Annotated in this window: 28 protein-coding genes; 14 read left to right on the forward strand and 14 right to left on the reverse strand. The window is 63.6% G+C overall.

The window, feature by feature from the left end:
• Nucleotides 1-80: 80 nt before the first annotated feature.
• Both A3M3_RS0103185 and A3M3_RS0103190 read right to left on the reverse strand, forming a co-directional pair.
• Entirely contained in the window at nucleotides 81-767 is a 687-nt protein-coding gene (locus A3M3_RS0103185) for a LuxR C-terminal-related transcriptional regulator (protein ID WP_197023295.1), read from the reverse strand.
• Nucleotides 767-2,107, reverse strand: a complete 1,341-nt coding sequence (locus tag A3M3_RS0103190) for an ATP-binding protein (protein ID WP_028265124.1) — start codon at nucleotides 2,105-2,107, stop codon at nucleotides 767-769. The genes A3M3_RS0103185 and A3M3_RS0103190 overlap by 1 nt, the downstream gene beginning before the upstream one ends.
• Nucleotides 2,108-2,233: 126 nt before the next feature.
• Between A3M3_RS0103190 and A3M3_RS0103195 the strand changes: the two genes are divergently transcribed.
• The 5 genes from A3M3_RS0103195 to A3M3_RS0103215 all read left to right on the forward strand — a co-directional run bounded on the left by A3M3_RS0103195 (nucleotide 2,234) and on the right by A3M3_RS0103215 (nucleotide 6,333).
• Nucleotides 2,234-3,700, forward strand: a complete 1,467-nt coding sequence (locus tag A3M3_RS0103195; protein WP_028265125.1) for a PspC domain-containing protein — start codon at nucleotides 2,234-2,236, stop codon at nucleotides 3,698-3,700.
• Between the two features lies 1 nt (nucleotide 3,701).
• Entirely contained in the window at nucleotides 3,702-4,010 is a 309-nt protein-coding gene (locus A3M3_RS23625; protein WP_051422908.1) for a hypothetical protein, read from the forward strand.
• A gap of 45 nt (nucleotides 4,011-4,055) precedes the next feature.
• Nucleotides 4,056-4,301 carry a PspC domain-containing protein gene (locus A3M3_RS0103205; protein WP_028265126.1) on the forward strand — a complete coding sequence of 82 codons (246 nt, stop codon included), beginning with the start codon at nucleotides 4,056-4,058 and terminating at the stop codon, nucleotides 4,299-4,301.
• 193 nt (nucleotides 4,302-4,494) lie between these two features.
• On the forward strand, nucleotides 4,495-5,520 hold the full coding sequence (locus tag A3M3_RS0103210; RefSeq protein ID WP_028265127.1) for an ATP-dependent 6-phosphofructokinase: 1,026 nt from the start codon (nucleotides 4,495-4,497) through the stop codon (nucleotides 5,518-5,520).
• 81 nt (nucleotides 5,521-5,601) lie between these two features.
• Entirely contained in the window at nucleotides 5,602-6,333 is a 732-nt protein-coding gene (locus tag A3M3_RS0103215) for a GNAT family N-acetyltransferase (protein WP_028265128.1), read from the forward strand.
• An 80-nt stretch (nucleotides 6,334-6,413) separates the two neighbouring features.
• On the opposite strand, the gene A3M3_RS23630 is transcribed toward A3M3_RS0103215, so the two are convergent.
• The 7 genes from A3M3_RS23630 to A3M3_RS0103255 all read right to left on the reverse strand — a co-directional run bounded on the left by A3M3_RS23630 (nucleotide 6,414) and on the right by A3M3_RS0103255 (nucleotide 12,531).
• Nucleotides 6,414-7,940, reverse strand: a complete 1,527-nt coding sequence (locus A3M3_RS23630) for a DHA2 family efflux MFS transporter permease subunit (protein WP_035741297.1) — start codon at nucleotides 7,938-7,940, stop codon at nucleotides 6,414-6,416.
• Between the two features lie 66 nt (nucleotides 7,941-8,006).
• A complete protein-coding gene (locus tag A3M3_RS0103225; RefSeq protein ID WP_028265129.1) occupies nucleotides 8,007-8,567 on the reverse strand; it encodes a PadR family transcriptional regulator in 561 nt (186 codons plus the stop codon).
• Nucleotides 8,568-8,679: 112 nt separating this feature from the next.
• On the reverse strand, nucleotides 8,680-9,090 hold the full coding sequence (locus A3M3_RS0103230) for an ankyrin repeat domain-containing protein (protein ID WP_028265130.1): 411 nt from the start codon (nucleotides 9,088-9,090) through the stop codon (nucleotides 8,680-8,682).
• Nucleotides 9,087-10,172 (reverse strand): CAF17-like 4Fe-4S cluster assembly/insertion protein YgfZ, encoded by a 1,086-nt coding sequence (gene ygfZ / locus A3M3_RS0103235; RefSeq protein ID WP_028265131.1) that lies wholly within the window; start codon nucleotides 10,170-10,172, stop codon nucleotides 9,087-9,089. The genes A3M3_RS0103230 and ygfZ overlap by 4 nt, the downstream gene beginning before the upstream one ends.
• 22 nt (nucleotides 10,173-10,194) lie before the next feature.
• Nucleotides 10,195-10,917, reverse strand: coding sequence for a flavodoxin family protein (locus A3M3_RS0103240; RefSeq protein WP_028265132.1), 723 nt, complete (start codon nucleotides 10,915-10,917; stop codon nucleotides 10,195-10,197).
• Between the two features lie 113 nt (nucleotides 10,918-11,030).
• The gene (locus A3M3_RS0103245; protein WP_028265133.1) at nucleotides 11,031-11,630 is read right to left on the reverse strand and encodes an FABP family protein; all 600 of its coding nucleotides are present in this window, start codon (nucleotides 11,628-11,630) and stop codon (nucleotides 11,031-11,033) included.
• Nucleotides 11,631-11,796: 166 nt separating this feature from the next.
• Nucleotides 11,797-12,531, reverse strand: coding sequence for a hypothetical protein (locus A3M3_RS0103255; RefSeq protein WP_028265134.1), 735 nt, complete (start codon nucleotides 12,529-12,531; stop codon nucleotides 11,797-11,799).
• A 253-nt stretch (nucleotides 12,532-12,784) separates the two neighbouring features.
• Between A3M3_RS0103255 and A3M3_RS0103260 the strand changes: the two genes are divergently transcribed.
• The 8 genes from A3M3_RS0103260 (at nucleotide 12,785) to asd (ending at nucleotide 20,919) form a co-directional block, all read left to right on the forward strand.
• Complete coding sequence (locus A3M3_RS0103260) at nucleotides 12,785-13,483, forward strand: winged helix-turn-helix transcriptional regulator (protein WP_028265135.1); 699 nt, start codon at nucleotides 12,785-12,787, stop codon at nucleotides 13,481-13,483.
• Between the two features lie 237 nt (nucleotides 13,484-13,720).
• Nucleotides 13,721-14,692 (forward strand): mycothiol synthase, encoded by a 972-nt coding sequence (gene mshD / locus A3M3_RS0103265; protein ID WP_028265136.1) that lies wholly within the window; start codon nucleotides 13,721-13,723, stop codon nucleotides 14,690-14,692.
• A gap of 102 nt (nucleotides 14,693-14,794) precedes the next feature.
• Nucleotides 14,795-17,044: an RNA degradosome polyphosphate kinase gene (locus A3M3_RS0103270; RefSeq protein ID WP_028265137.1), complete on the forward strand. Its 2,250-nt coding sequence runs from the start codon at nucleotides 14,795-14,797 to the stop codon at nucleotides 17,042-17,044.
• A gap of 10 nt (nucleotides 17,045-17,054) precedes the next feature.
• On the forward strand, nucleotides 17,055-18,023 hold the full coding sequence (locus A3M3_RS0103275) for an NUDIX hydrolase (protein WP_028265138.1): 969 nt from the start codon (nucleotides 17,055-17,057) through the stop codon (nucleotides 18,021-18,023).
• Nucleotides 18,024-18,041: 18 nt separating this feature from the next.
• The gene (locus tag A3M3_RS0103280; RefSeq protein WP_028265139.1) at nucleotides 18,042-18,845 is read left to right on the forward strand and encodes a thymidylate synthase; all 804 of its coding nucleotides are present in this window, start codon (nucleotides 18,042-18,044) and stop codon (nucleotides 18,843-18,845) included.
• Nucleotides 18,842-19,426, forward strand: coding sequence for a dihydrofolate reductase (locus tag A3M3_RS0103285; RefSeq protein WP_028265140.1), 585 nt, complete (start codon nucleotides 18,842-18,844; stop codon nucleotides 19,424-19,426). Before A3M3_RS0103280 ends, A3M3_RS0103285 begins: the two co-directional genes overlap by 4 nt.
• A 2-nt stretch (nucleotides 19,427-19,428) precedes the next feature.
• The gene (locus A3M3_RS0103290; RefSeq protein ID WP_028265141.1) at nucleotides 19,429-19,653 is read left to right on the forward strand and encodes an NF038396 family protein; all 225 of its coding nucleotides are present in this window, start codon (nucleotides 19,429-19,431) and stop codon (nucleotides 19,651-19,653) included.
• 111 nt (nucleotides 19,654-19,764) lie between these two features.
• Nucleotides 19,765-20,919: an aspartate-semialdehyde dehydrogenase gene (gene asd / locus A3M3_RS0103295; RefSeq protein WP_028265142.1), complete on the forward strand. Its 1,155-nt coding sequence runs from the start codon at nucleotides 19,765-19,767 to the stop codon at nucleotides 20,917-20,919.
• A gap of 39 nt (nucleotides 20,920-20,958) precedes the next feature.
• On the opposite strand, the gene A3M3_RS29355 is transcribed toward asd, so the two are convergent.
• Nucleotides 20,959-21,507, reverse strand: coding sequence for a DNA glycosylase AlkZ-like family protein (locus A3M3_RS29355; RefSeq protein ID WP_331280369.1), 549 nt, complete (start codon nucleotides 21,505-21,507; stop codon nucleotides 20,959-20,961).
• 418 nt (nucleotides 21,508-21,925) lie between these two features.
• Here A3M3_RS29355 and A3M3_RS0103305 point away from each other — a divergent pair, with 418 nt between their 5' ends.
• A complete protein-coding gene (locus tag A3M3_RS0103305) occupies nucleotides 21,926-22,396 on the forward strand; it encodes a hypothetical protein (protein WP_028265143.1) in 471 nt (156 codons plus the stop codon).
• A 13-nt stretch (nucleotides 22,397-22,409) separates the two neighbouring features.
• Here the strand turns inward: A3M3_RS0103305 and A3M3_RS0103310 are convergent, their stop codons facing one another.
• Genes A3M3_RS0103310 through A3M3_RS0103325 form a run of 4 tightly spaced genes read right to left on the reverse strand, consistent with a single transcriptional unit; the run spans nucleotide 22,410 to nucleotide 25,707 of the window.
• Nucleotides 22,410-23,477, reverse strand: coding sequence for a UDP-N-acetylmuramate dehydrogenase (locus tag A3M3_RS0103310; protein WP_028265144.1), 1,068 nt, complete (start codon nucleotides 23,475-23,477; stop codon nucleotides 22,410-22,412).
• A 9-nt stretch (nucleotides 23,478-23,486) separates the two neighbouring features.
• Nucleotides 23,487-24,809: an MFS transporter gene (locus A3M3_RS0103315; RefSeq protein WP_028265145.1), complete on the reverse strand. Its 1,323-nt coding sequence runs from the start codon at nucleotides 24,807-24,809 to the stop codon at nucleotides 23,487-23,489.
• Complete coding sequence (locus A3M3_RS0103320; protein ID WP_028265146.1) at nucleotides 24,806-25,243, reverse strand: MaoC family dehydratase; 438 nt, start codon at nucleotides 25,241-25,243, stop codon at nucleotides 24,806-24,808. Before A3M3_RS0103320 ends, A3M3_RS0103315 begins: the two co-directional genes overlap by 4 nt.
• Before the next feature lie 2 nt (nucleotides 25,244-25,245).
• Nucleotides 25,246-25,707 (reverse strand): FAS1-like dehydratase domain-containing protein, encoded by a 462-nt coding sequence (locus tag A3M3_RS0103325; RefSeq protein ID WP_028265147.1) that lies wholly within the window; start codon nucleotides 25,705-25,707, stop codon nucleotides 25,246-25,248.
• Between the last annotated feature and the right edge of the window lie 19 nt (nucleotides 25,708-25,726).

The following is a 25,726-nucleotide window of genomic DNA, read 5'->3' on the forward strand; positions in this document are numbered from 1 at the left end:
TTCGACTGCGCAAACGCACGCTCACCTTGGGATGTAGGTGAGCGTGCGTTTGGGTTTAAGGCACCATAGGTGAGAGAGCGTCAGAGGAGGCGGCGCTCGGCAGCCCATCTTGTCAATTCGTGGCGGCTGGAGAGCTGCAGTTTGCGGAGAACCGCGGAGACATGGGTTTCCACGGTCTTGATCGAGATGAACAGTTCCTTGGCCACCTCCTTGTAGCTGTAGCCACGGGCGATGAGGCGCATGACTTCCAGTTCCCGCGCGGAGAGGCGGTCGAGTTCGTCGTCGGCGATCTCCGCCGGGGAGGTCCCGAACGCGTCCAGGACGAAACCCGCCAGCCGCGGCGAGAAAACGGCGTCACCGTCGGCTACCCGGATCACGGCGTCGGAGATTTCGGGGCCGGAAATGGTCTTCGTGACATAGCCACGGGCCCCGGCCCGGATGACGGCCACGACGTCCTCGGCGGCATCTGAAACGCTCAATGCCAGGAAGCTCGTGCTCCCGATCAACTGAGAGCATGCACCGATGACTTCCCGACCGCCACCGCCAAGGCCGCCGGGCAAATGAACGTCAAGCAACACCACTTCCGGACGTACCTCGGAAATCACGGCAATGGCTTGCTCCACCGTTCCGGCTTCGCCCACCACGTCGATTCTCGAATCGAGATCGGCCTTGAGGCCGGAACGGAAGATGGCGTGGTCGTCCACGATCACCACCCGGACGGTCCTCTGTGCGGGTTCTGGCTGAATGTGCTCCGCGGGGCCACTCATCATCTGGTTTCTCCGTTTCGGTTCTCTGCTTTGTCCGCGTTCTCGGCGGGCAGTTTGAGGTGGACCTCAGTGCCCTCGGAGCTGCTGTTGATGACCGCAGTGCCGCCGTGGCGCTTCATCCGTCCGATGATTGATTCCTTGACTCCGAGCCTGTCCTCCGGGACGGCGTCCGGGTCGAAGCCTGGTCCGCGGTCCCTGACAAAGACTTCGCTACCGGCATCCGAGCTCTCGAGATAGACCGACACGGCTCCGCCGCCGTGCCGGGCAGCATTGTGCATGGCCTCACGGGCCGCCAGGACCAGCGCTTCGTGCCGGTCCGTCATGGCGGCGTCTCCCACGCTGACAACGTCGACAGGGTGTCCGTGGGCGTCCTCCACTTCGGCTGCGGCCGCCGCGATCCGCTCAGCCAAGAGTCCTGCATCCTTGGCGGCATCCCGGTACAACCACGTACGCAGTTCGCGCTCCTGAGCCCGGGCGAGGCGGACCACGTCCTGTTCGGAGCCTGCCCGGCGCTGGATCAAGGCAAGCGTCTGCAGCACAGAGTCGTGCAGATGGGCAGCAATCTCCGCCCGCTCAGTCTCGCGAACACGCGCTGCGCGCTCGGTTTCAAGGTCTTTCCAGAATTTCAAGCCCCACGGCAGCAACACCAAGGCGACGCCACCCAACACGGCAATCGAAGCCAACAGCGCGAGCCATGTCTGCTCCCACGAGCCGGACCCGGACACCATGACCAACACGCCAGCAACCACCAGGGCCAGGCCTGCGGCGAGGCGGACCCAGCCACCGGCTTGGTCCGCTTTGGTCTTGTCCACCAATCCGGCCCGGCGCGACTCGTCCAGCTGCATCCAGGCGATCGCGGCCCCACCGAGAATGGCTGCCGCCGGGATCAGAGTGCCGAGAGGGACATCGACGCCGAACTGCCGGGCGATAAGGATTGCGGCCACCAAGAGGAGGCCGGCTCCCAAGAGGAACTCCTTCCAGTACTGGATGCGCCGCGTCCTGAACCACGAGGCGAAGACGGGAGCGGGGGTGGCCAACGGTTGCGGCGCCGGACCGGCACCCGGCGCACGGCCACCGTATGGGGGGATGCTCACCGAAGGAGCAATGGGCGACGTCGGCCGGCGGCTATTGCGGCGGGCACTTTCGTCGACAGTGGGTACCATGACCCAGAGCCAGGCGTAGAGGGCCAGGCCTGCGCCCCCGGCGAACGAGGCAAGGACCATGCCGAGCCGGATGTACTTCACGGGCCAGCCAAGGTGATCGGCCAGGCCGCTGCAGACGCCCGCAATCATCCGGTCGCTGCTGCGGACCAGTGCCGGGCGTTGCGTGGCGGTTGTCATGAATCCATCCAAACACGTATCAGGGGCCTTCGGCGCTGGAAGAAGAGCATCTCAGGGGGGCACTCAGGGAACGTTCAGGGTATCCCCCAATAGAGGGAGCACGTCGCCAGGCGGCAAGATCGAAGTATGAACGCGAACAGCATGAATCCAGAGGACCCCGGACAAGCCCCGGGGCCCGACCAAGCTGCAGAATCCAGCCAGCCGGCCGGGACAGGCGTACCGGAAGAACCGGCCCAGCCAAGCGAAGGCAATACCGGCGGCGCCGCACCGGACTACGCCGTGCCCGCTCCGGACTATGCCGCGCCCGCTCCGCCGCAGAACTTTTTCACCTGGATTCGCAGCCAAGGGATCAGCCGCGGTCAGGACCGGTGGATAGGCGGTGTGGCGAGCGGAATCGCGCACCGATTTGGTATCGATCCTTTGATCGTCCGCGGCATCTTCATCGTCCTGACCCTCTTCGCCGGCATCGGCATCCTGCTCTACGGCCTCGCTTGGGCTCTCCTGCCCGAACCCGATGGCCGCATCCACGCCCAAGAGGCCGGGGCTGGCAGGTGGTCCGCAGGCATGACTGGAGCCGTCATCACCACCATCGTCGGATTGCCAAGCCTTGGCCACGGTTTCTGGGGATGGGGATGGAACGGCCTTCCGGGTCTGTTCTGGGCGCTGTTCTGGGTAGGCGGCATCATCTACCTGGTCTATTTCCTGGTCCAGCGCAACAAGTCCCGCAATGGAAGACAGACCATGAGCACCCACCCTTATGCGCCCGCTCCAGGTTCCCACGGCGGAAGCTACGGAGCGCAGAGCACCTCCTACGAACCCAGCGGGATGGGCTACGGTGCAGTGCCGCCGTCGGGCGCTGGCTATTCAGCGCCGCCCACCACCGGACAGTACGGCACGAGTAGTGCATACGGGGCTGACCCATACCTACCGGCCGGCGCACATCACAGGCCCGCACGGCCGAAACGGCAGGGACCGGGCGCAGCAATCGTTACCGTCTCCGCGGGGGCAGCCCTGCTGGCCGGCGGAACCCTCAAACTGCTCGACGTCGGCAACGTCATCCAACTCGGCGACGCCGCCAACGCGGTGGTCTGGGCCACGGGCGCCGGAGTCCTCGGACTGGGCATCCTGGTTGCGGGGCTTCGTGGCCGAACTTCCGGGCTGCTGGGATTCCTCGCCGTTGCGACGCTGGTCATCGGCGGAATCTTCAATATCGCCCCCAACCCGAACCAATTCCACTTGCAGTCCGGTCAATGGAACCCCGTGAGCATCGACGATGCCCGCAAGGGTTTCGACCTCACCGGAGCCAATGGGACGGTCGACCTGAGCAAACTCAACCTGACGGCACCGCTGAGCTCCGACGTCGTGGTTCCGATGGATGTGACGGTAAGCAACATCAGGCTCCTCATCCCGACGACCGTGCCGGTGGAGGTCCAAGCAGACATGACCTTCGCGAACCTCAAGCAGGACGGTAGCGCAGTGACCCAAAGCAACGGCGTTACCCGGGACAGCTTCAACACGGATAAACCCGGCGCCAAGCTGATCGTCAGGCTCAACGGCGCCTTCAGCAACGTCACCGTCCAGGAAGGAAACTGACATGAGCACGCACGAGCCCACACGGGCGTTTGAACCGGTACCCGCGTCCCCACCTGAGCCCTTGGCGCAGTCTGCCCGGGCCAGGGTCGGCACCGTGGTCTGGGGACTGATTATCCTGGCCCTCGCAGCCCTCATCATCATTTCGAAACTCGGCCTCGTGGCCCTCAACAGCAACTACGTGCTGATCGGGCTAATGATCGGGGCGGGCGCGGCACTTGTGATCGGAGGCTTGATGTCAGCCCGCTCCCGCAAGGGCAGCGGGTCTGCCCCGGAGCCCGGGTCCAGCACCACCAATCCTGACCATCACTAGCAACCGGCACGTGACAAAGCGGCCACAACAGGGAAGGCTCTAGCCATGAACAAGTTCTTCAGCATCGTACGGGGCATGGGCCTGAAGCGCGGACCGCAGCGTTGGCTCGGAGGAGTTTGCGGTGGCGTTGCCGCCAAACTGAATGTAGACGTAGCCTATGTCCGCGTCGGCTACCTGCTCTTCTGCCTTCTACCCGGTCCTGCCGTGGTGATCTACGTGGTGGCGTGGCTTCTGCTTCCCAACCAGAACGGCACCATTGCGCTGGAATCTTTCCTCAACCGCCGCTCGTAAGGCAAGAATCAGGGCAAGCCGGCCCGGCAGGTTCACTGGGCCGGCTCTTCGCGTGATATGTCCATGGTGTTTCATGAGCTTCACTCCAGGCACCGGTCATGGTTTGTGTCCCACCCCACATTGCTGCCTACAATCATTGTGAGCTCAGCGTGGCGCTCTACACGTATACCTCCTAACCAGGATTTGAGCCCTCATGAAAATTGGAATCCTTACCAGCGGTGGCGACTGCCCCGGACTAAACGCCGTCATCCGTGGCGCCGTGCTCAAGGGAATTGCCATCCACGGCCAGGAATTCGTCGGTTTCCGGGATGGGTGGCGCGGCGTCGTGGAGGGTGACGTCATCGACATTCCCCGCACCATGGTCCGCGGCATCGCCAAACAGGGCGGAACCATCCTTGGCACCTCCCGCACCAACCCGTTTGAGAACGGCGGCGGCCCGGAGGTCATCAAGGGCCACATGGACCGTCTGGGCATCGATGCCATCATTGCCATCGGAGGGGAAGGCACCCTGGCCGCCGCGAAGCGCCTCACCGACGCCGGGCTGAAAATCGTCGGCGTTCCCAAGACAGTGGACAACGACCTCGACGCCACCGACTACACCTTCGGTTTCGACACCGCCGTCCAAATCGCCACCGAGGCCATCGATCGGCTACGCACCACCGGAGAATCGCACCACCGCTGCATGATCGCCGAGGTCATGGGCCGGCACGTAGGCTGGATCGCCCTGCACGCCGGGATGGCAGCTGGCGCACACGCCATCCTGATCCCCGAGCAAAAGGTCAGCATCGAGCAGGTCACCGAGTGGGTTCAGGAGGCCCACGACCGTGGCCGGGCGCCGTTGATTGTTGTTGCCGAAGGTTTCGTCCCGGACCACATGGAGGCTCCGCATTCCGAACGCGGCCTCGACACCTTCGGCCGTCCCCGTCTGGGTGGCATCGCGGACCAGCTCGCTCCGGAAATCGAAGCCCGCACCGGCATCGAGACCCGTGCCACCATCCTGGGCCACATCCAGCGCGGCGGCGTGCCCTCAGCCTTCGATCGGGTCCTGGCCACCCGCCTGGGCATGGCCGCCATCGATTCCGTCGTCGAAGGCCGCTGGGGAACCATGGTGGCCCTCAAAGGCACGGACATCGAACATGTGGGCTTCGAAGCCGCCTTGGGCAAACTCAAGACCGTCCCGCAGAACCGGTACGACGAAGCCGCGGTGTTGTTCGGCTAAGCCGTTCTTCAAGGGGCAAACAGGTGCTCTCCGGCGCCTGCTTGCCCCTTCCTTCTCCACGGACTGCATAGACTCGATGTCATGGAACTTGATGCGGGATCGGCCGAAATTGTGTTGCTGGCCTGGGCTCGTCATTTGGGGTTCGACGACGAGGCCTTCAGTTTTGTCTCCGGCTCACCGGCAGCCCGCGCTGGCGAGCGGCTCGTCCGGGAAGACAACGACGCCCCGTCCATCACGTTCGTGAGGCTCTTTGGCCGCTCCGCCCTGGTGGCCCCGGAATGGGCGGTGGCTGCCGCCGTCGGGCTCTCAGATGATCAACTAAGCGAGCATTCCGCGCTCCTGCGGATCAGCCGGGAGCATGGCGGCCATGGCTTGGGAACGTCCGCGCTGCTGTTCGCCGACGATCTTCCCCTCTTCCAGCCGGGCGGTGAAGTCACCGTCTCCCACGGTCATCCGGAGGCGATTGAATTGGAGGGCAGATGCCCTCCGGACGATGTCAATGAAGTCCATCTCTCCAGGATGGACCACCTTTTCACGGTCATGGATGGCAACGAACCGGACCGCAAACCCGTGGCCTGCGGCGCCTATGCCGAGTGGCAAGGGATCCTCGCGGATATGGGCGTCCTGGTGCCACCGGAATTGCGCCGGCAAGGGCTCGGAACCTTAGCTGCTTCGATTGCGGCCCATGAGGCTCTTGCCTCCGGTTTGACGCTCCAGTGGCAGACGGCCCTGGATAACCGGGGATCTCTCGCGCTTGCCCGGAGGCTGGGATTCGTCGACGGCGGCGTCCAGACCTCTGTATTGCTCCGCTAAGGCTCCCTTGGCCGCCGCGAGTTGGCAGACGATGCCCCCAAAATCGTATTTTGGGGGCATCGTCTGCCAGTTCGCGCGGGCTAGCCGTCTTGCGAAACGGTCTCCGGCTTGACCTCGCCGGCAGCCGCCGGGGAGCCCCAACCCTGGACCGCTTTGGGCTTGCCAAACATCAACGCCGCTACTGCTCCCAGCAAAATCGCGAAAGCAGGCAGCAAGACCGACTGGCTCATCGCCGTCGAAAAACCCGCATGCAGGAATTCAGGCAACTGGCCCGTGAATCCCCCTTCGCCAGCCGGGGCGGCCCCAGGGGGAGCCGCGGGCAGCTCAGCGGCAAGCCGGGACTGGATCAGGGCAGCAATCGCTGCCGATCCCAGCACCGCCCCGATCTGGCGTGTCGTATTGAAGACACCCGAGCCGGCACCGGCTTGGCGCGGTGGGAGGTTGCGAGTGGTGGCGTTGGAGACCGGACCCCAGATGAAGCCGTTGGCCACACCCTGGAGGGCGCTGGGGAGCAGGAACATCCAGATGGGAGTGTCCGGTTTCAGGAGCGTCGCGGTCCAGAACAGTGCCCCGGACAGGCAGAGAAGTCCGAAAGCGGCGAACCAGCGCGGGTTGATGCGGTCGATCAGCCGGCCCACGAAAGGGGCCAGCGCGCCGGAGATCACGGCCATGGGGATCATGAGCAACGCGGACTGGGTTGGGGACAACCCACGCACCACTTGGTAGTAGAAGATCGTGGGCAGCGGAAACGCGGTGATGGTGAAGCCCATCGCCATGATGGTGGTGTTGCCCAGGGAGAAGTTGCGATCCTTGAACAGGCCCAGCGGCAGCAAGGGCTCGCCGCCGCGGCGCTCCAACAGCCACTGCCACCAGACAAACACAGCCAAGACAACCAAGCCCGAGATAATCAGGCCCCACACGGTAACGGGACCGGTCACGGTGCCCCACTTGTAGCTTTGGCCTTCTTGTATGCCGAACACCAGCAGGAACATGCCGGCTGCAGACAGCAGCACACCGGGGACGTCAAACTTATGGCTGTGCGTGGTCAGCTTCGGTACAAGCCGGGTCACAAGGACGAACGCGACAATGCCGATGGGAACGTTGACGAAGAAGATCCATTCCCACCCGAGACCGTCAACCAGCACACCACCGAGGATCGGGCCCACGAGCACGGCCATGCCTGCAGTGGCTCCCCAGAGGCCCATGGCTGCACCGCGGCGGTCCGGCGGGAAGATCCGGGTGATGACGGCCATGGTCTGGGGCGTCATCATCGCTGCGCCGATTCCCTGCACCACCCTGGCCCCGATCAGCATTCCGATGTCAGCCGACAGGCCGCACCACAACGACGCAAGCGTGAAGACTACGAGGCCGATCAGGTAGAGGTTCTTGGGCCCGAAGCGGTCACCCAGCCTTCCGGTGATCAGCAAGGGCACGGCGTACGCGAGGAGGTAGGCGCTCGTCACCCAGATGACGGAGTTGATGTCGGTGTGCAGGCCCTCCATGATCCGCGGGTTCGCGACGGAAACAATGGTGGTGTCGATCAGGATCATGAAGAACCCGACCACGAGGGACCACAGTGCGGGCCACGGTTTAGCTACGTTTTCCATGGGATTCCTTTGACTGTGCTGAATTTTTTGCAAGATTTATTGAGCAACGATGCGTTGGATGGGCGGTCACCATGGCAACTGCCCGCTGCGGAGATCATTTTGGAAGCTGCGTATCCAGTCGATTTCCGTCCGCAGCATGGATTGTTGGTATCTGACGTCGATCCAGAATTTCGGCTCGATGCCTTTGGCAGCGACAGCTTCTTCACCCCTCAGCAGGAAGTCGAGTTGCTTTTCCAGGTTCGCCACGCGGTGGTCCAGTAGTTCAAGTACGACGCCGGACGGCAGGTTATGTGCCTCGGCGATCGCGTGGGGGAAGCTCGGGTATTCGTTGACGGGTTCCGCCAGCATGTTCTGCAGGCGCTCGGTCAATGCTTCGCGGCCGATTTCGGTGATTCGGTAGGTGGTTCGCTCGGGCCGGTTGCCGGCGCGGTCAATTCCTGTCGCCTCAACCAAAGCTGCTTCTTCAAGGCGACCCACCGCGTGGTAAAGGGTACCCGGCCGTACCTTGACCAAGCGGTCTTCATGGCGGGCCATCAGGAGCTGGTACATCTCGTAGGGATGCATCGGCGCCTCGACAAGGAGGGCCAGTGCGGCGACGCCAAGGGGGGTCAGTGCGGTTCGTGCCATGTCCCGATCTTCCGTGCGAACTATTCCACAACAACTATTCCACATGGAATATATGACGGCAAGCTACCAGCCAGCGACCGCGCCAAGCAAAGCCCGGCGGCCCTTGGCTGGCCTATCCGAGCAGTTCGAGAATCTCCGTACGGGCAAACATTTGGGCGGCCTCACGCGCAGTGGGCGCTCCGGCGTCGGGATCGGCCCCGGCGTCAAGCAGCACCCGGGCCACTTCGGTGTAACCCTTGAAAACCGCGCCGGCCAAAGGCGTCTGGCCACGATCGTTGGCAACGTTTGCCTCGGCACCGTGGTGAAGCAGCAACTGAACGGTTTCAGCGTGGCCGTGGTACGCGGACAGCATCAGGAGCGAATCGCCGGCAGCATTGCGCATTCCCGCAGGAGCACCTGCCTGGAGGTAGCTGCGCAAGAGCTCGGAGTTGCCCTCGCGGGCGGCATCGAACAACGTGTGCGCCAAAGCAACGGCCTCGTCGTCGGCACCTGTCCGGGTTTCAGCGCCCGTAGTTTCGCTCATCGGTGGGGTCCCTTCAGGAATCCGGACTGACGCCCCACCACCTGGCCGGCGTCGGGCGCTACGATTATTTCCTGGGCGGCCGGATAAGGCTCCTCACCGTCCAGCACCGTCAGCACTTCCTGCGGATCGACGGACCGTTTGATCAACGCCAAGCCCACAGCTCCCATTTCGTAATGCTGAGCCACGGACGTCAGCGTACCCACCTTGCGCTCCCCGGAAAGCACAGAGCTGCCTGCCGCGGGGAGGGTGTGCTGCGAGCCGTCCAGTTGCAGGAAGACGAGCCGCCGGGGCGGATGCCCCAGGTTGTGAACGCGGGCGATGGTCTCCTGGCCCTTGTAACAGCCCTTGGACAAGTGGACCGAGGTCCGCAGGAGATCGAGCTCGTGCGGAATGGTCTTCTCGTCCGTCTCCGCGCCGAGCCGGGGACGCCAAGCGGCGATGCGGAGCGCCTCCGCGGCCAAAGAACCGGCAAGTGGCATGCCATCCACGGCCGCTTCAAGCTCGGAGGCGGGAATGAGGTACTCGAACCACGGGCGCTCAAGACCGGGGTGGGAGCCCTCCTTCACCACACTGTAGGAGTAGCCGCCGACGCCGACATGGGGCCAAGGATCCTCCCAGACAATCCTCCCGGACCACGCGTCAACCGCCTTGGTTGAGCCGATGACCGCCCAGTCAGCAGAAACGTCAGCCACCTCGACGCGCAGCATGAACTTCATCTTGTTGAGCCACTCCGCCAACGGGGCAGCCTCAGCTGCCTCGACCAGCAGCCAGGTGGTCCCGCCGTCGTCCACCACACGGGCGTCAAACTCGATGCGGCCCTGAATGGTGAGGAGCAGGAGTTCGCTCGAGACGCCTGGCTGGAGATTGGTCAGTTGCTGCGAGGACAGGGTGTTGAGCCAGCTGAGGCGGTCCGGCCCGGTGACCGTGACCACGCCCCGGTAGGAAAGATCGACGACGGCGGTGCCAGCGGCGAGCGCGCGCTGCTCCCGCAAGGGCTCGCCGTAGTGGGCCGCAACGCCGGAGTCCTCGCCGCCGCCTTCTACAGCTCCGGGGCGCAACAAAAGGGGGCTCTTGTAAGTCATATGTAGTAGAAGTCCTTGGGGCTCAGCGGTATTCCGGGTTTTCAAAATCGAAGCGCGTACCGGCTTTCCATTCATCCGGGAGATTGCCGTAGGCCGGAATGCCACCCGCGTCCTTGAGCATCCGGGCGTAGTGGAGCAGGTTCCAGGTCATGAAGGTGGTGTTCCGGTTGGTGAAGTCGCTCTCCGGGCCGCCGGATCCTTCGTCGAGATAGCTGGGGCCGGGACCGACTGCACCGATCCACCCGGCATCGGCCTGGGGCGGAATGGTGAAACCGACGTGCTGGAGGCTGTAGAGGATGTTCATTGCGCAGTGCTTGATGCCGTCCTCGTTGCCGGTAATCAGGCAGCCGCCGACCTTTGGGTAGTACGCCCACTGGCCCTTGCTATTCAGCTGGCCCGAATGGGCGTAGAGACGCTCGATGAGTTTCTTGGTCTGGGAGGAATTGTCGCCCAGCCAGATGGGGCCAGCCACCACCACGATGTCGGCCTCCAACACCGCCGGGTAGAGCTCCGGCCATTCATCCGTGGCCCAGCCGTGTTCTCGCATGTCCGGATACACTCCGGCGGCGATGTCGTGGTCCACCGTGCGGATGACGCTGGTACTGACGCCTTGCTTTTCCATGATCCGCCGACTGATGGCGATGAGCCCGTCGGTGTTGCTCACTTGCGGGGACGGCTTGAGCGTCCCGTTGAAGAACACCGCCTTGAGATCGTCATAGCCGGTAGGTTTTGCTGCGCCGTTCATTTGCTGCTCCCTCGGTGGTTTGAGCTGCTGGTGGTTCGAGCCGCTGGTGGTTCGAACCGCGAACACGGGACGCTTAGTGAGACCTCTTCAGCGAGACCTTGAAGCCGGCCTTCCTAGGAAAGCTTGTTCAGGAAAGCCGAAGCATGCGCCTCGAACGACTTTTCCGGCGTGGACACATCCCAGCGCCACAACAGATTGCCATCCACGAGGCCGAAAATACGTGTGGCCGCAGTGTATTCCTTGGAGTGTCCCCCGCGCATCACCATGTCAGTGGTCATGTGGATCTGCGGCCCCTTGATTTGGCCGTAATAGAGCTCGCTGATACCACCCGGATGGGCAATCGTCACCGTGATATCGAACCCGCCATCGGCGTTCCGGTGGGCCTCGACGTCGTCGGCGGTTTTCAATACCGGGACAATCTCCGCGGGAATCAGGCCCGGGCCACCGTCGGCGTCGAGCATTTTCCGCTCCAGCGCCCAGAAGCCCGTCTCCACGGTGAGTGGGCGCAACTTGGTGCCGTCCTCGTCGCTGAGCCAGCTTTCGGCGCGGTACTCCAAGTACGGCAGACCGTGGTGGGTAAACGAAACGTGTTGGATGAAGTGTTCCGAGTCGTCTTCACCGCTTCCAAGCCGTCCCCGGCCTTCCCACTCACCAATGAGCCAGGAAAGGGGTACCAGTTCGGGAGTCAGGTCGGAAGGAATTTCGATGGGCACGACAGATACCTCAGTGGGCCAGAAGGAACAGAAGCGTTACTTCTGGCCCTTGAAGAGACGGTAAACGACAAAACCGGCAAACCACGCCATCGAGATGCTGGCCAAGCCGAGGAGGACAAGGAAGAAGATTTCAAATGCAAGTACGGACATGATGCCATCCTAACTGTTAGTAGATGAGTAGTTTGTCGATGAAGTAGGACAGGGCACCGACAGCCCAGACGGGCGCGACGCCCATTCCCAGGACAGCCAGGAGATTCAGGCGGCCAAGCCGAAGCGTCACCATCCGACGGAAGCTGACCAAGACCGAGCCGACGACGACGCCCACGACGATCGCTGGAATGATCGAAATATCCGAGAACACCAAGCCTGCCAATGGCGCTATCAAGCCGGCGGCCAGGATGCCCAAAGGCGCCACGACCCGGTCCGGCCAGCGCAACAGGCCTGCGAGAAGGGCGACTGCGGCACTCAGCGCGGCAACCAACACCATTTCCTTGATGCCGTTGAACCTCGCACCAGCGATCCACCCTGCGCCGAGGCAACTCAGCAAGACGCCCGCACAGCTGCCGAGGGTGGATTCGAGCCGCTGGGCTTGACCGGTTCCGCGAATCAATTGCACGACGAACACGGCGATCACGCCTGCTCCGATGAAGGCGGGAGTTGCGTCGAGGAATCCGGGGGCCGGGATGAGGCCCGCAGCCAACGCCGAACCTGCGCCACTGAGCCCGATCACCGTGGCGAGCGTCTTCTTCGCGGGGACCGCCAGAAAGTGGGGCCAGCCGACGCCGACGACGGCCGACGCCAGGATCCCGACGGCAACCAACCATTCCGTGGGGCCGTACGAGCTGGCCACGAAAACCGCGAGCGCCACGAGGCCGACCACCCCGATGCTCCAAGACTTCACTGCGCCCCTGACCTCACTATGCCTCTAACCTCCTGCCAATCCTGCCTTATGCGAGACAAATATGTCGCAAACAGGAGCTGAAGGTGACACGAATCCCTGACGTTGCAGAGGCCTTTGGGTATACTCGGTTGTCAACAGCGCTTCTTGTTGCAACGCTTCCGTTACAACGGGACCACGCCCCATAAGCAGCTGCCGGCCGGTGGAAACCCGGTTCAGACGCCCGATGATGCGCGGACCGCCCATTGGAGGAACTATGTCGCACATCCTGCTCCTGACGAACAGCACCGGCTCGTCGGTAGACATCCTGCCTGCCTTGGAGCTCTTGAACCATCGGGTCCACATCCTTCCGGCAGAGCCAACGGCCTTGCTGGATACCGATCCCACCGACGTCGTATTCCTCGATGCCCGCAAGGACCTGGTCGGGGCACGTTCCCTGACCCAGCTGCTCAAGGCCACGGGGTTGAGCGCGCCCTTGATGCTCATCCTCACTGAAGGCGGCATGGCTGCCGTTTCTTCTGCGTGGTCCGTGGACGACATCGTCCTCGATTCGGCGGGGCCGGCTGAGGTCGAAGCCCGTATTCGCCTGGCCATGGCCCGCGCGGTCCCCGGCGAAGAGGAATCCAACACCGAAATCCGCGCGGCCGGGGTCATCATCGATGAGGCCAGCTACACAGCCCGCGTGAACGGGCAGCCGCTCAACCTAACCTTCAAGGAGTTCGAGCTCTTGAAGTACCTGGCCCAGCACCCGGGCAGGGTCTTCACCCGTCAGCAGCTCCTCACCGAGGTGTGGGGCTACGACTACTACGGCGGCACGCGTACCGTGGACGTCCACGTCCGTCGCCTACGAGCCAAGCTGGGCGTGGACCACGAAAACCTGATCAGCACGGTCCGCAACGTCGGCTACCGGCTGACCTTGGTCCGCTTGCCGGAAGACGAACTCTCGGAGGCCTAGGTCCCTGAAACCCCAAGAGAGACAGGAAGGCCCGGACTCACCGAGTCCGGGCCTTCTCTTTGCCGTTTTCGGCTTGAGTGGAGGACATACGGGTCGAACGTATCGCGGCCACCCCACTGGTGGATCCCCCTTGCATCCCGCTTCGCAAAGCCGGACGAGTTATAGACCTTACACGGCCACGGGAGTGCCTGCAAAATCCATCCCGCCAAACCGGCTGCGGAAGTATAACCTTGCAGCATGAGTCCTGCGCACCCGGAGAATTGGCCTGTCCTCGTCGTCAAAGGCGCCTCGGATGGTGAGTTGTTGAGAGACATCAAGTCACTCGCTGCAGCCGCCGAGGAGTCTGACGGCAACCCCCCGCTGTCCGAACAGACCCTGGTCATGCTGCGCGGGGCCGATGCCGGCGACCACTCAGTGCTTACCCTGGCCCTGTATGCCCCGGACGAGCAGTCCGATCCCGCAAGCGGCCAGGATCTGGCGGGAATCGCCGTCGTGGTCGAAGCGGACGACGGGACCGGCGTCCTGGAAATGGCGGTCCACCCTAGCTACCGCAACCAAGGTGCCGCGGGCCGGCTGTTGGACGCCCTCCGGGACGGCCGCGGACTCGCAGGGCTGAACGCCTGGTCCCATGGAAACCATGAGGCCGCGGCGGACCTCGCCGCCCGCTACGGCTACGGCCCGGTGCGTGAACTGTGGAAGATGCGGCTCATGTCCTCCAGCGCGGAACTGCCCGACGTCGGCCTGCCTGAGGGAGTCTCGCTGCGCGCGTTCGTGCCGGGACAGGACGAGTCCGCTTGGCTGGCTGCCAACAGGGCCGCATTTGCGCATCACCCCGAACAGGGGTCCCTGACCCGGGCCGATCTGGAGGCCCGCATGGCCGAGGACTGGTTTGATCCCGCAGGCTTCCTGCTGGCCGTGAACCAAGAGGGGGAACTGCTCGGCTTCCACTGGACAAAGGTTCACCCGCGGCAAGGGCCGCATCCGGCGATCGGAGAGGTCTACGTGGTAGGCGTGACCCCCGAGGCTCAAGGATCAGGCCTCGGCAAGGCGCTCACTGTCGCCGGGATCAGGTACCTCCAGGGCCACGAACTGCATTCCGTGATGTTGTACGTGGACTCTGACAACACCGCCGCCGTCGCCCTTTACCAAAAGCTCGGATTCGTGCGTTGGGACGTAGATGTCATGTATGCGCCGTTGACCCGGAAATAGGCCGGAACCAAGGCACATCTGAAAGGCTAGGTCGTCCAGGATTCCGGCACGTGGAATCCTAGTAGGGTTGAAGCAAACCCGCTCTGAACAAAGGAGAGCCCGATGAATCCGGACCCGGTCGGAACCACCAAAACCGAGGTCAAGGGCGCAACCTTGCCTCCCCGCTTCGGCTCCTCCGAAGTCCCGGCGGCCCGGGCGACTCAGGACCGCATCGACATCCCTGAATTTGCTCCGTCCCTTGAGCCGGAAGGCGACATCTCGCCGGACCGTTTCCTGGACCGCGAACTGAGCTGGCTTGCCTTCAACTCCCGCGTTCTTGAGCTCGCAGAAGATCCGGATCTTTTCCTGCTGGAGAGGGTCAACTTCCTCTCCATCTTTGCCTCGAACCTGGATGAATTCTTCATGGTGCGCGTTGCCGGTTTGAAACGCCGCATTGCCACCGGACTCGCAGTGCCCTCTCCTGCCGGGCTAAGTCCCATAGAGGTCCTGGAACAAATCGGCGATGCCGCCCGCAAGCTGCAGGAACGCCACGCCCGCGTTTTTGCCGAGCAGATCCGGCCCGCTCTGGCCTATGAGCACATCCACCTCATGCGCTGGGACGAGCTCGACGACGAGGCCCAGAACCGCTTGAGCGTCATGTTCGGCGAGAAGGTCTTCCCGATCCTCACCCCCCTCGCCGTCGATCCCGCCCACCCGTTCCCGTATATCTCCGGGCTTTCCCTGAACTTGGCCGTGATTGTCCGTAACCCCGTGAGCGACAAAGAACTGTTCGCCCGCCTCAAGGTTCCGGACCAACTCCCCCGGCTCATCTCGATCGACGGCCCGCGTGCCGGCGCCGTCCCGGGCCGGGTGGCGCGCTTCATCGCGCTCGAAGAGGTCATCGCGGTGCACCTGGACAAGCTGTTCCCCGGCATGGAAGTCATGGAGCACCACAGCTTCCGCGTGACCCGCAACGAGGACGTGGAGGTTGAAGAGGACGACGCCGAGAACCTCCTGCAGGCGCTTGAAAAGGAACTCCTGCGCCGGCGCTTCGGCCCGCCCGTCAGGCTCGAGGTCACCACCGACATCAACCCGAACATCCGCGCCCTCCTGGTCCGCGAACTCGGGGTCGAGGAATCCGAGGTCTACTCCGTTCCCGCACCGCTGGACCTTCGTGGCTTGTCTGTCATCAGCGGAATCGACCGGGCTGACCTGCACTACCCGAAGCACGTGCCGCACACCTCGCGGTATTTGAACGAATCCGAGACGTCCAAAGCCGCGAACGTCTTCGCGGCGATGCGTCGCCGCGACATCCTGCTGCATCACCCGTACGACTCGTTCTCGACGTCGGTCCAGGCCTTCCTGGAGCAAGCCGCGGCCGACCCCAAAGTCCAGGCCATCAAGCAGACCCTGTACCGCACGTCCGGTGACTCCCCCATCGTCGACGCCCTGATCGACGCCGCGGAGGCCGGCAAGCAAGTCTTGGCCCTCGTTGAAATCAAGGCGCGTTTCGACGAGCAGGCCAACATCTCGTGGGCCCGCAAGCTGGAGCAGGCCGGCGTCCATGTGGTGTACGGCATCGTGGGACTCAAGACACACTGTAAGTTGTCCCTGGTAGTGCGCCAGGAAGTGGATGGCCTCCGGCGGTATTGCCATATCGGTACGGGCAACTACCATCCGCGGACGGCTCGCTACTACGAGGACCTGGGACTGCTGACCTCCAATGAGCAGGTGGGCGAGGACCTGTCCAAGCTCTTCAATCAGCTCTCGGGATATGCGCCCAAGTCCACCTTCAAGCGCCTTCTCGTGGCGCCGCGCTCGGTGCGTTCCGGCTTGATCGACAGGATCGAGACCGAGATCCGCAACGCTCGCGCGGGAATCGCCGCCAGGGTTCAAATCAAGGTGAACTCCATGGTGGACGAGGCCATCATCGACGCCCTCTACCGGGCGTCGCAGGCGGGCGTCAAGGTGGATGTCATAGTGCGTGGCATCTGCTCGCTGCGTCCCGGAGTACCCGGACTGAGCGAAAACATCACAGTCCGCTCGATTTTGGGCCGTTTCCTGGAGCACTCGCGCGTGTTTGCCTTCGCCAACGCCAACGATCCCGTGGTGTACATCGGCTCCGCGGACATGATGCACCGCAACCTCGACCGGCGGGTCGAAGCGCTGGTGCAGCTCGCCAGCCGCGAAGACACCGCCGATGTCGTGGACTTGCTGCGCCGTTACATGGACCCGGGCACGGCCAGCTGGCATCTGGACAACCAAGGTCACTGGACCAGGTTCCACCAGGCCGAAGACGGCACGCCGCTGCTGGACATACAGTCATGGCTTCTCGCATCCCGGTCCCGCCAACGTGCAGTGGCCCGGCGGTAGGCAGCGAAAGGTGAAGAGCGATACACCTGTTGCGGACCAAACCGACCATCCCGGGGAGCCGATCGCCGTCACGGCCGCCGGGGTTGTTCCTTGGCGCGTCACCAAGGGTGCCCTCGAGGTCCTGCTGATCCACCGGCCCAAGTACGACGATTGGTCCTGGCCCAAGGGCAAGCTCGACGCCGGGGAAACCATCCCGGAGTGCGCCGTCCGGGAGACCCGGGAAGAAATCGGCCTCGAGGCTGTCTTGGGGATCCCCCTTCCGCCGACCCATTACCATGTGGCGGCAGGGTTGAAGGTGGTTCACTACTGGGCGACCCAGGTCAACGGATCCACCATCAAACCCGACGGTCAGGAAGTGGATGCCTACATGTGGGCAGTTCCGGATAAAGCCGCACGGTTCCTGAGCAACCCCACCGATGTAGCCCCGCTTCAGGCACTGGCTAAGGCGCACCTGAACGATGAGTTGGAGACGTGGCCCCTGATTCTGGTGCGCCACGCCAAAGCCAAGCCACGGTCCTCCTGGACCAAAGCCGAAGGCAGCCGCCCTCTGGCAGTGACGGGCCTGCGGCAAGCCCTCGCGGTGGAACGGCTGCTGGGTGTGTGGAAGCCCCTCCGGATCGTGAGCAGTCCTTGGGCACGGTGCGTTTCCACCATCGCCCCGTACGCCAAGGCGGCCGGGGCCAAGGTGAAACTCGTGGAGGCCTTGACGGAGCACCATCACCAGCGGAGCCCCAAGAAGACGTCCGCCGTCATCGACGGCTTGTTCGACAAGCAGCGGGGAGTTGCCTTGTGCACCCACAGGCCGGCACTCCCCACCATCTTCAAGACACTCGGCGAGCACATGGGCCCGGAGCTTCGCGAGGCCCTGCCCGCGCAAGATCCGTACTTGGCCCCCGGCGAGATGATCGTGTGCCATGTGGCCCAGGGAAACGGCCATCGGGTGGTAGCTGTGGAACAGATCAAGCCCTTCGACGACTGACTCCAGTAAGCTGGTTGCGTGAGCATCCCAACCCCCTATGAAGACCTCCTGCGTGACGTCATGGCCAACGGCACGCACAAGTCGGACCGCACGGGTACCGGCACGCGGAGCGTTTTCGGCCGCCAGCTGCGCTTCGATCTGAGCCAGGGTTTCCCGCTCATGACGACGAAGCGAGTGCACTTCAAATCGCTGGCGCTGGAACTCTTGTGGTTCCTCCGTGGCGAATCCAACGTGAAGTGGCTCCAGGAGCAGGGCGTCACCATCTGGGATGAATGGGCAGATGCCGATGGGGAGCTTGGTCCGGTGTACGGGGTGCAGTGGCGCAGTTGGCCAACACCCGACGGCGGGCACATTGACCAGATCGCCGAACTCATGAAGAACCTGGCCGCCAACCCGGACTCCCGACGACACATCGTCTCGGCATGGAACGTATCCGAGATCAAGGACATGGCCTTGCCGCCGTGCCACGCGTTCTTCCAGTTCTACGTTGCCGACGGCAGATTATCGTGCCAGTTGTACCAGCGTTCCGCCGACATGTTCCTGGGCGTCCCCTTCAATATCGCCTCCTACGCATTGCTGACCTGCATGGTTGCCCAGCAGCTGGGTCTTGAGCTTGGCGACTTTGTCTGGACCGGCGGGGATGTCCACGTCTACGACAACCACGTCGAGCAAGTCACGGAGCAGCTTTCCCGGGAACCCTACGAGTACCCTCAGTTGCGCATCAACCGCAAGCCTTCCTCGATTTTCGACTACGCCTTCGAGGATTTCGACGTGGTCGGGTACCGGCACCATCCCTCCATCAAGGCACCAGTGGCAGTATGAGCACTCTCGAAACTCCCCCGGAGTCGGCGTCCTCCGGTGAGACCGCGGAAGCAATCAACGGTATCGGTTTGGTGTGGGCACAGACCGGTAACGGCGTGATCGGCAAGGGCGGGACCATGCCCTGGCACGTCCCCGAAGACTTGAAGCACTTCAGCACGCTAACAACTGGGCATCCGGTCATTATGGGCCGCAAGACCTGGGAGTCGTTCCCTGCAAAGTACCGTCCCCTGCCGGGCCGAACCAATATCGTGGTGACCCGGCAGCAGAGCTGGGCCGACTCGCCCGAAGCGAGCGGCGCCGTCGTCGTCTCCTCCCTTGACGCCGCCCTTCTCGAGTCCCAGTTCGCCCCGGGCGGCCAGAACGTTTGGATCATTGGCGGCGGCGAAATCTACGGGCAGTCCATGGACATCGCGAATGTCGCAGTAGTCACCGTGATCGATGCGGACATTGACGGCGACACTTTCGCTCCGGAGTTCAGCGACGCCTGGAATCTTGTGTCGACGCAGCCCGCGGAAGGCTGGCTGACCTCCAAGAACGGCACCAACTACCGGATCGCCACGTGGCGCCGGACGGAAGACTGAGAATGCTGAAGAAACCCGAGACCCTGTTCGTACTGGGCTACATGTTATTGCCGCTCTTCGCGCTGCTGTCCGCGATCATCGGCCTCACCATGATCTTGGGCGGCAACAAGATCCTGGGGGTCATCGTCCTGGTGCTGGTGACCCAGGTCTTCGCTTTCGGCGCGTTCTACGCACTTCGCGCCCGCAAAGCGGCGATCCTCCAAGAACCCGACAACTTTCCCAAGTAACTCGCAGTTGTTGTCGTTATGAGCCCTCAAAACGACAACAACTGCGAGTCAGTTGGGTCCCCGTGACGTAACCGAGAGCGGCTGGGAGCAGCGAAAGCCTAAACTAGTTCAATGACTACAGCAGCTAATCCGTCCGTTGGACTGGTCGGTTGGCGTGGCATGGTCGGCTCCGTCCTGATGCAGCGCATGCAGGACGAAGGCGACTTCGCCAACATCAACCCGGTATTTTTCTCCACCTCAAACGCGGGAGGTGCCTCGCCGTCATTCGCTGGAACGCCAGAAGGCAGTGCGGGCAAGCTCGAGAACGCGTTCGATCTTGAGACGCTTGCCAAGCTGCCGATCATCGTCACTGCCCAAGGCGGCGACTACACCAAGCAGGTCCACGGCGAGCTCCGTGAACGTGGCTGGGACGGGCTCTGGATCGATGCAGCATCCACGCTGCGCATGAACGACGACTCCATCATCGTGCTGGACCCCATCAACCGCGATGTCATCGACGCTGGCCTGTCCGCCGGCGTGAAGGACTACATCGGCGGCAATTGCACGGTCTCCTGCATGCTCATGGGCCTCGGCGGCCTGTTCAAGAACAACCTGGTGGAGTGGGGTACCTCCATGACCTACCAGGCGGCCTCCGGTGGCGGTGCCCGCCACATGCGCGAACTACTCAAGCAGTTCGGCACCCTCAACAACGAAGTCAGCAGCGAACTGGACGATCCCGCCTCGGCGATCCTGGAAATCGACCGCAAGGTCCTGGCAACGCAGCGCTCCGGCGTCGACGCCACCCAGTTCGGCGTACCGCTGGCCGGTTCCCTGATCCCATGGATCGACGCGGACCTCGGCAACGGCCAATCCAAGGAAGAGTGGAAAGCCGGGGTGGAAACCAACAAGATCCTCGGCACCGGCAACGGCAAGCCGGGCAAAGACCATGTGGTCGTGGACGGTCTCTGCGTCCGCATCGGGGCTATGCGCTCCCACTCCCAGGCACTGACGCTCAAGCTGCGCGAGGACCTGTCCGTCGCCGAAATCGAGAAGCTCCTGGATGCTGACAACGAGTGGGCCAAGGTGGTGCCCAATACCAAGGAAGCCTCCATGTCGTTCCTCACGCCGGTGGCTGCCTCCGGCACTTTGGAAATCCCCGTGGGCCGCATCCGCAAGCTTGAGATGGGCCCGGAATACATCAGCGCCTTCACCGTGGGCGACCAGCTTCTCTGGGGCGCGGCCGAGCCACTTCGTCGCATGTTGAAGATCGCTACCGGTACCCTTTAGGCGTCCTGCTTTTCATCAAATGACTCGCATTTGTTGTCGTTATGAGCGCTCATAACGACAACAAATGCGAGTCAGTTGGGGACCCGTCAACTCGCCATGAACCTCAAGTACTTCGCCGCCTGCAGCTCGAAAGACCGCCGAGCGGCCGGGGCCAGGCCTTCCGGGCGAACGGTTCGGGCTCGACGCCGGCCCCCTGCCCATGCCGCGGGACCCCGTGCCGCGGGACCACGTGCCGCTGCGGGACCACGTGCCCACCACTTGTCCGCCTGACACGATCATCCGTTTGAAGACACCGTTGCCGCCTGGAACGACCTTCTGGAAATGCTCGGCGGCGAGGAGGAGGCTGCGGTCCGTATACCCCAGGAGGAATTCGTCGAATCCCGGCAAGGCGAGGACCGTACGGGAGCCCGGCACGCCGTCGTCGAGCAGGGCCGCTGTTGCGGGCGAAAGCCAATAGGACGTTCCCCGGAAGACGAGCTCAACGAGTTGGCCGCGAATGGCCTCGTGGGCCACCCGGACCTCGGCCTTGGGGATCTGCGTCCACCACGCGAAGTCGCTGAGCCGATGCCGTGTGGCAACAGAACGCATGGACCGATCCGTGGTGATAGCCAGGATCCAACGCAGATCTTGCGATGGAACCAGGTGCAACGTGCCTCGCATGGGCCATGACCGGACCACCGTCCCGTTCTCCAAGGCTTCCAACACCTTCGAGAGGCAGCACCAGGGACACGCTGCCCTACCGCCCAGAACGCCGATGCAAGGTCCTGAGCCTGCATGGCTCCCATCGCGGACACGTATTCCTCCACGCTGTTGAAGCCGCCGAGCAATCCCTGGTTGGCAACGCGCAGTCTGCCCATGACTTTGGGCGTTACACGGATCTTTGCCGAGGCTCCCATGGGCCCACCATAAGACGGCAAAGCGCACAGCTTTGCTCCTCAATGCCAGGCAAGCGGAACTCCCATCCCGCTCACAGGGGCCTTCCAGCAGGTGCTCCTACGCTAAGGGAATGCTGTTCGGTGAGTTGGGTCCGCTGCTGCGGCCGCTTAGCCGGCGGTTAGCAGCCGCTGGTTGGTGCGCCGCCGCCGTCGGGCTTGTCTGCGGCTTGGCAATCGCAGTCGGGGCGGGAGTGCGATTGTCCCCGTCGATGCAGACCGTCCAAGCGGTCGGTCTGCTCGCAACCGGCGCCGCTGCGATCCTCCTTGGCCTTGCTGCAGCATGCCAGCCGTCATCCCACCGGCACGTGGACGATCCCGAATCAGCCTTCCAGACAGGCGCGTCGGATCAGGTGCGCAGCTTCCTGCTTGCCGCCGTCGTCATGCTCCTCGGCGTCATGGGCTTCGCCGCCGCGGGCTGGATTTCGCCCGGGGGTCCATCCCCGCAGAGCAACGCATTCAGCCAGATCTTCCTTCTGGGGGCATCCAGCTGCGGACTAACGTTCCTACTGCTCAACAAAGTGCTTCCCACCGGAAAACGCTGAAGCGCGCGAGTCCCTAGAGCGAAACGCCGATCAGCAGAGGTTCCGGATGCAGTTCAATGCCGAAACGTTCGACGACGCCGCGGCGCACCTCGCGCGCGATCGCCACGATGTCCTCCGCGCGGGCCCCTCCCCTGTTGGTGATGGCCAGGGTGTGTTTAGTGGACAGCGAGGCACGGCCGCCTGACACGCTCGCGGGGTCGAGTCCGAAGCCCTTCCCGAATCCTGACTGGTCGATCAGCCAGGCCGCAGAAAGCTTGACCAGGCCATCGCTCCCGGCCGGGTACTGCGGCGCCCCCTCCGGCAAGGACGCAGCCGCAGCGGCCGGAACAATCGGGTTGGTGAAAAAGGAACCGGTAGAGTACGTATCCCTGTCCGTAGCGTCCAGGACCATGCCCTTGGAAGCGCGGAGCCGCAGGACTTCACGCCGGACATCGTTGGAATACGCACGCTTCCCCGTCTCGACTCCCAATGACCGGGCAAGCTCTGCATAGCGGATAGGCGCGCTCATGCGTCCGAGCGGCAACTGGAACTCAACCGTCAGAACCACGTAGCGGGGCGAGCCCTCGACCGTGGTCTGCTTGAGGATGGAATCCCGGTAGCCGAACCGGAGCTCGGAGTTGGTGAAGGTCTGCACGGCGTTACGTTCGCGGTCCCAGGTACGGACGGCCGCGATGGTCTGGGAGACGTCGGCACCGTACGCGCCCACGTTCTGTACCGGAGTGGCACCCGTGGCTCCCGGGATGCCCGAGAGCGCCTCCAGCCCGGACCATGCGTGCAACACGGAATGCTCGACCAGGGCATCCCAGTTGTGCCCCGCTTGGACCACTACCGAGACTCCGCCGCAGCTGTCTTCGGAGTTGACGGTGAATCCCTGCGAAGCGATCTTGAGCACGGTGCCCGGGTATCCGGCGTCGGAAATCAGCAGATTGGAACCTCCACCGATGATGAGCAACTTCTCGCCCGCGGCATCCGCCGAACGGACGGCGTCGATGATTTCCGCCTCGGTGCGGGCCTCCACAAAGGTGCCGGCAGGGCCACCCACGGCGGCCGTGGTCAGTTCGGAGAGCATCGTCTGGGTCACCAATCAAGCCTAGCGGGGATTGCCTGCTGCCACGGACTCCGGGGTGTGCTTCCGCGAGACAGGTGCCAGGAAAAAGCTCGCGAGGAGCAGGATCAGGACGGCGAGCAAGGAGTGGAGGATGCCGAAGTGCTCCGCCAATAAACCCAATAGGGGCGGTCCGCAAAGGAAAGCCCCATACCCGATTGTGGCAACCACCGAAACCCGGGCCGCAGCATGCGCGGGGTCGTCCGCAGCGGCGGACATGCCCACTGGGAAACCCAACGAAGCACCAAGCCCCCAAATGGCGAGAGCAACAAAGGCCAGCCAGGGCACAGGTGCGAAGACAAAGAGTGCCAGGCCGACCACAGCCGTAGCGGAACACCAACGCATCACGGGAACACGGCCGAAGCGGTCCAGGACCACGGTCCCGGCAAAACGGCCCATTGTCATGAACGTCACGAAGATTCCATACCCCACAGCTCCGGCGGCGTCGGATTGACCGTGGCCGTCGGCTAATGCCAAGGCCACCCAGTCCCCCGCTGCGCCTTCTGCCAGGGCCAGTCCCAGGACCAGCAGCCCGAGCATAAGGGTACGGCGTTCGCGCCAGGCCCGGGCAACCATGCGCTTGCTGTCCAGCGGTTCAGCCGGTGTCAGTTCACCTGGCTCGATAATAGGCAAAGGGCCCGTTGAAGGACCGTCGAAGGTGTCCGTCTTTGCGGGCTTGAGAGTCTTTGCCGGTGGTACTGGCGTTGAGTCCGCGCGGAACCAAGCTGCCGCAGTCACCACCGAACCCGCGACCACGATGCCGGCCGCGGCGAGATGCCAGAAAACCGGCAGTCCCGCGGAAGCCGCCCAAGCACCGAGCCCTGCGCCGGCAACGGTGCCAAGGCTGAAGGATCCGTGGAGGCGGGGCATGATGTGCCGCTCGAGGGCGCGTTCCAGCGATGCTCCCTCGACATTGGACGCGGTGTTCCAACTGGCCGTGCCAAGGCCGATCACCATGAATCCGACCGCCACAACCACTGGATTTGCTAGCACGGACGTGCCAAAACCTGCGACGGCCAGGCCGAGGCCCACCATGGCACCGCCGATCCGCGTGGTCAGCCGTGATCCCAGCCGGATGACGATCACCCCGGATGCGGACACCGAGAGGAACGAGGCAACGGTCATGCACATCAGTAGGAGGCCAACCGTGCCGGGCGTCAGGTTCAGCTCGCTGCGGATCGCGGGCAACCGCGACACCCAGGAAGCGAAGGCCAGGCCGCTGGCGCCGTAAGCGGCCACCACAGCATTGCGCCACCGCGACAAGTCCGCCGCGGTGGCGCGAAGTGCCGGCTGTTGCCGCCGGTTCAAGCCAGCTTCACAACGGCCTGGGACTTCATAAGGACCTTCTGGCCGGCACAGGTGACCGTCAGGTCGATACGCGCGGTGCGTGCCTCGGCGTCGAGCGCTCCCACCACACCGGCAACCTCGATCACGGCGCCAGGCTCGCCGGTACCGGTGGTGTCGGCAACCAGCACCGGTTTGGTGAAGCGCGTCTGGTAGTCGACGACGGCGGCAGGGTCGCCGGCCCAGTTACTCACCACTTGCACGGCGGCGCCCATGGTGAACATACCGTGGGCGATCACTCCGGGAAGTTCGACGCCGGTGGCGAAGGCTTCGTTCCAGTGGATCGGGTTGAAGTCGCCCGATGCGCCCGCGTACCTGACGAGGTCCTGGCGGGTGACCTCGATGATGCTGCTTCCGATTTCCTGCCCGACGGTGAGTTCTTCAAGTTTCAAGCTCATGGTTACTGTCCCTCTCCGCGGACCAGGATGGACGAGGTGGTGGTGGCGACCCTTTCGCGCTGGTTGTCCTGGCGGACCGCGAAGATTTCCGAACGCGTGGTGATCATGGCCCCGCCGCCCATGGCCCGGACGCCGTCGACATGCAGTTCGGCGCGCAGCTGGTCCCCGGCAACGATCGGCCGGTGGTGCGTGAAGCGCTGCTCGGCGTGTACGACGCGGCTGAAATCAATCCCCGAATCGGGATCCTCGATCAGCCGGGCATCCGCCCTCTGGGCAACGATGATGGCGAAGGTGGGTGGGGCGACGAGATCGCTGTGGCCAAGGGCCTTGGCGGCATCGACGTCGAAATGGGCCGGGTGGGTTGCCTTCACGGCCCGGGCGAACTCCCGGATCTTTTCGCGGCCGACGTCGTACACCTCTGCGGCAGGGTAGCTGCGGCCCTGCAAGTCGGGGTTAATAGTCATGCTCCAACCCTATCGGCCT

The organism is Arthrobacter sp. MA-N2 (assembly GCF_000517125.1).
Lineage (GTDB): Bacteria > Actinomycetota > Actinomycetes > Actinomycetales > Micrococcaceae > Arthrobacter > Arthrobacter methylotrophus.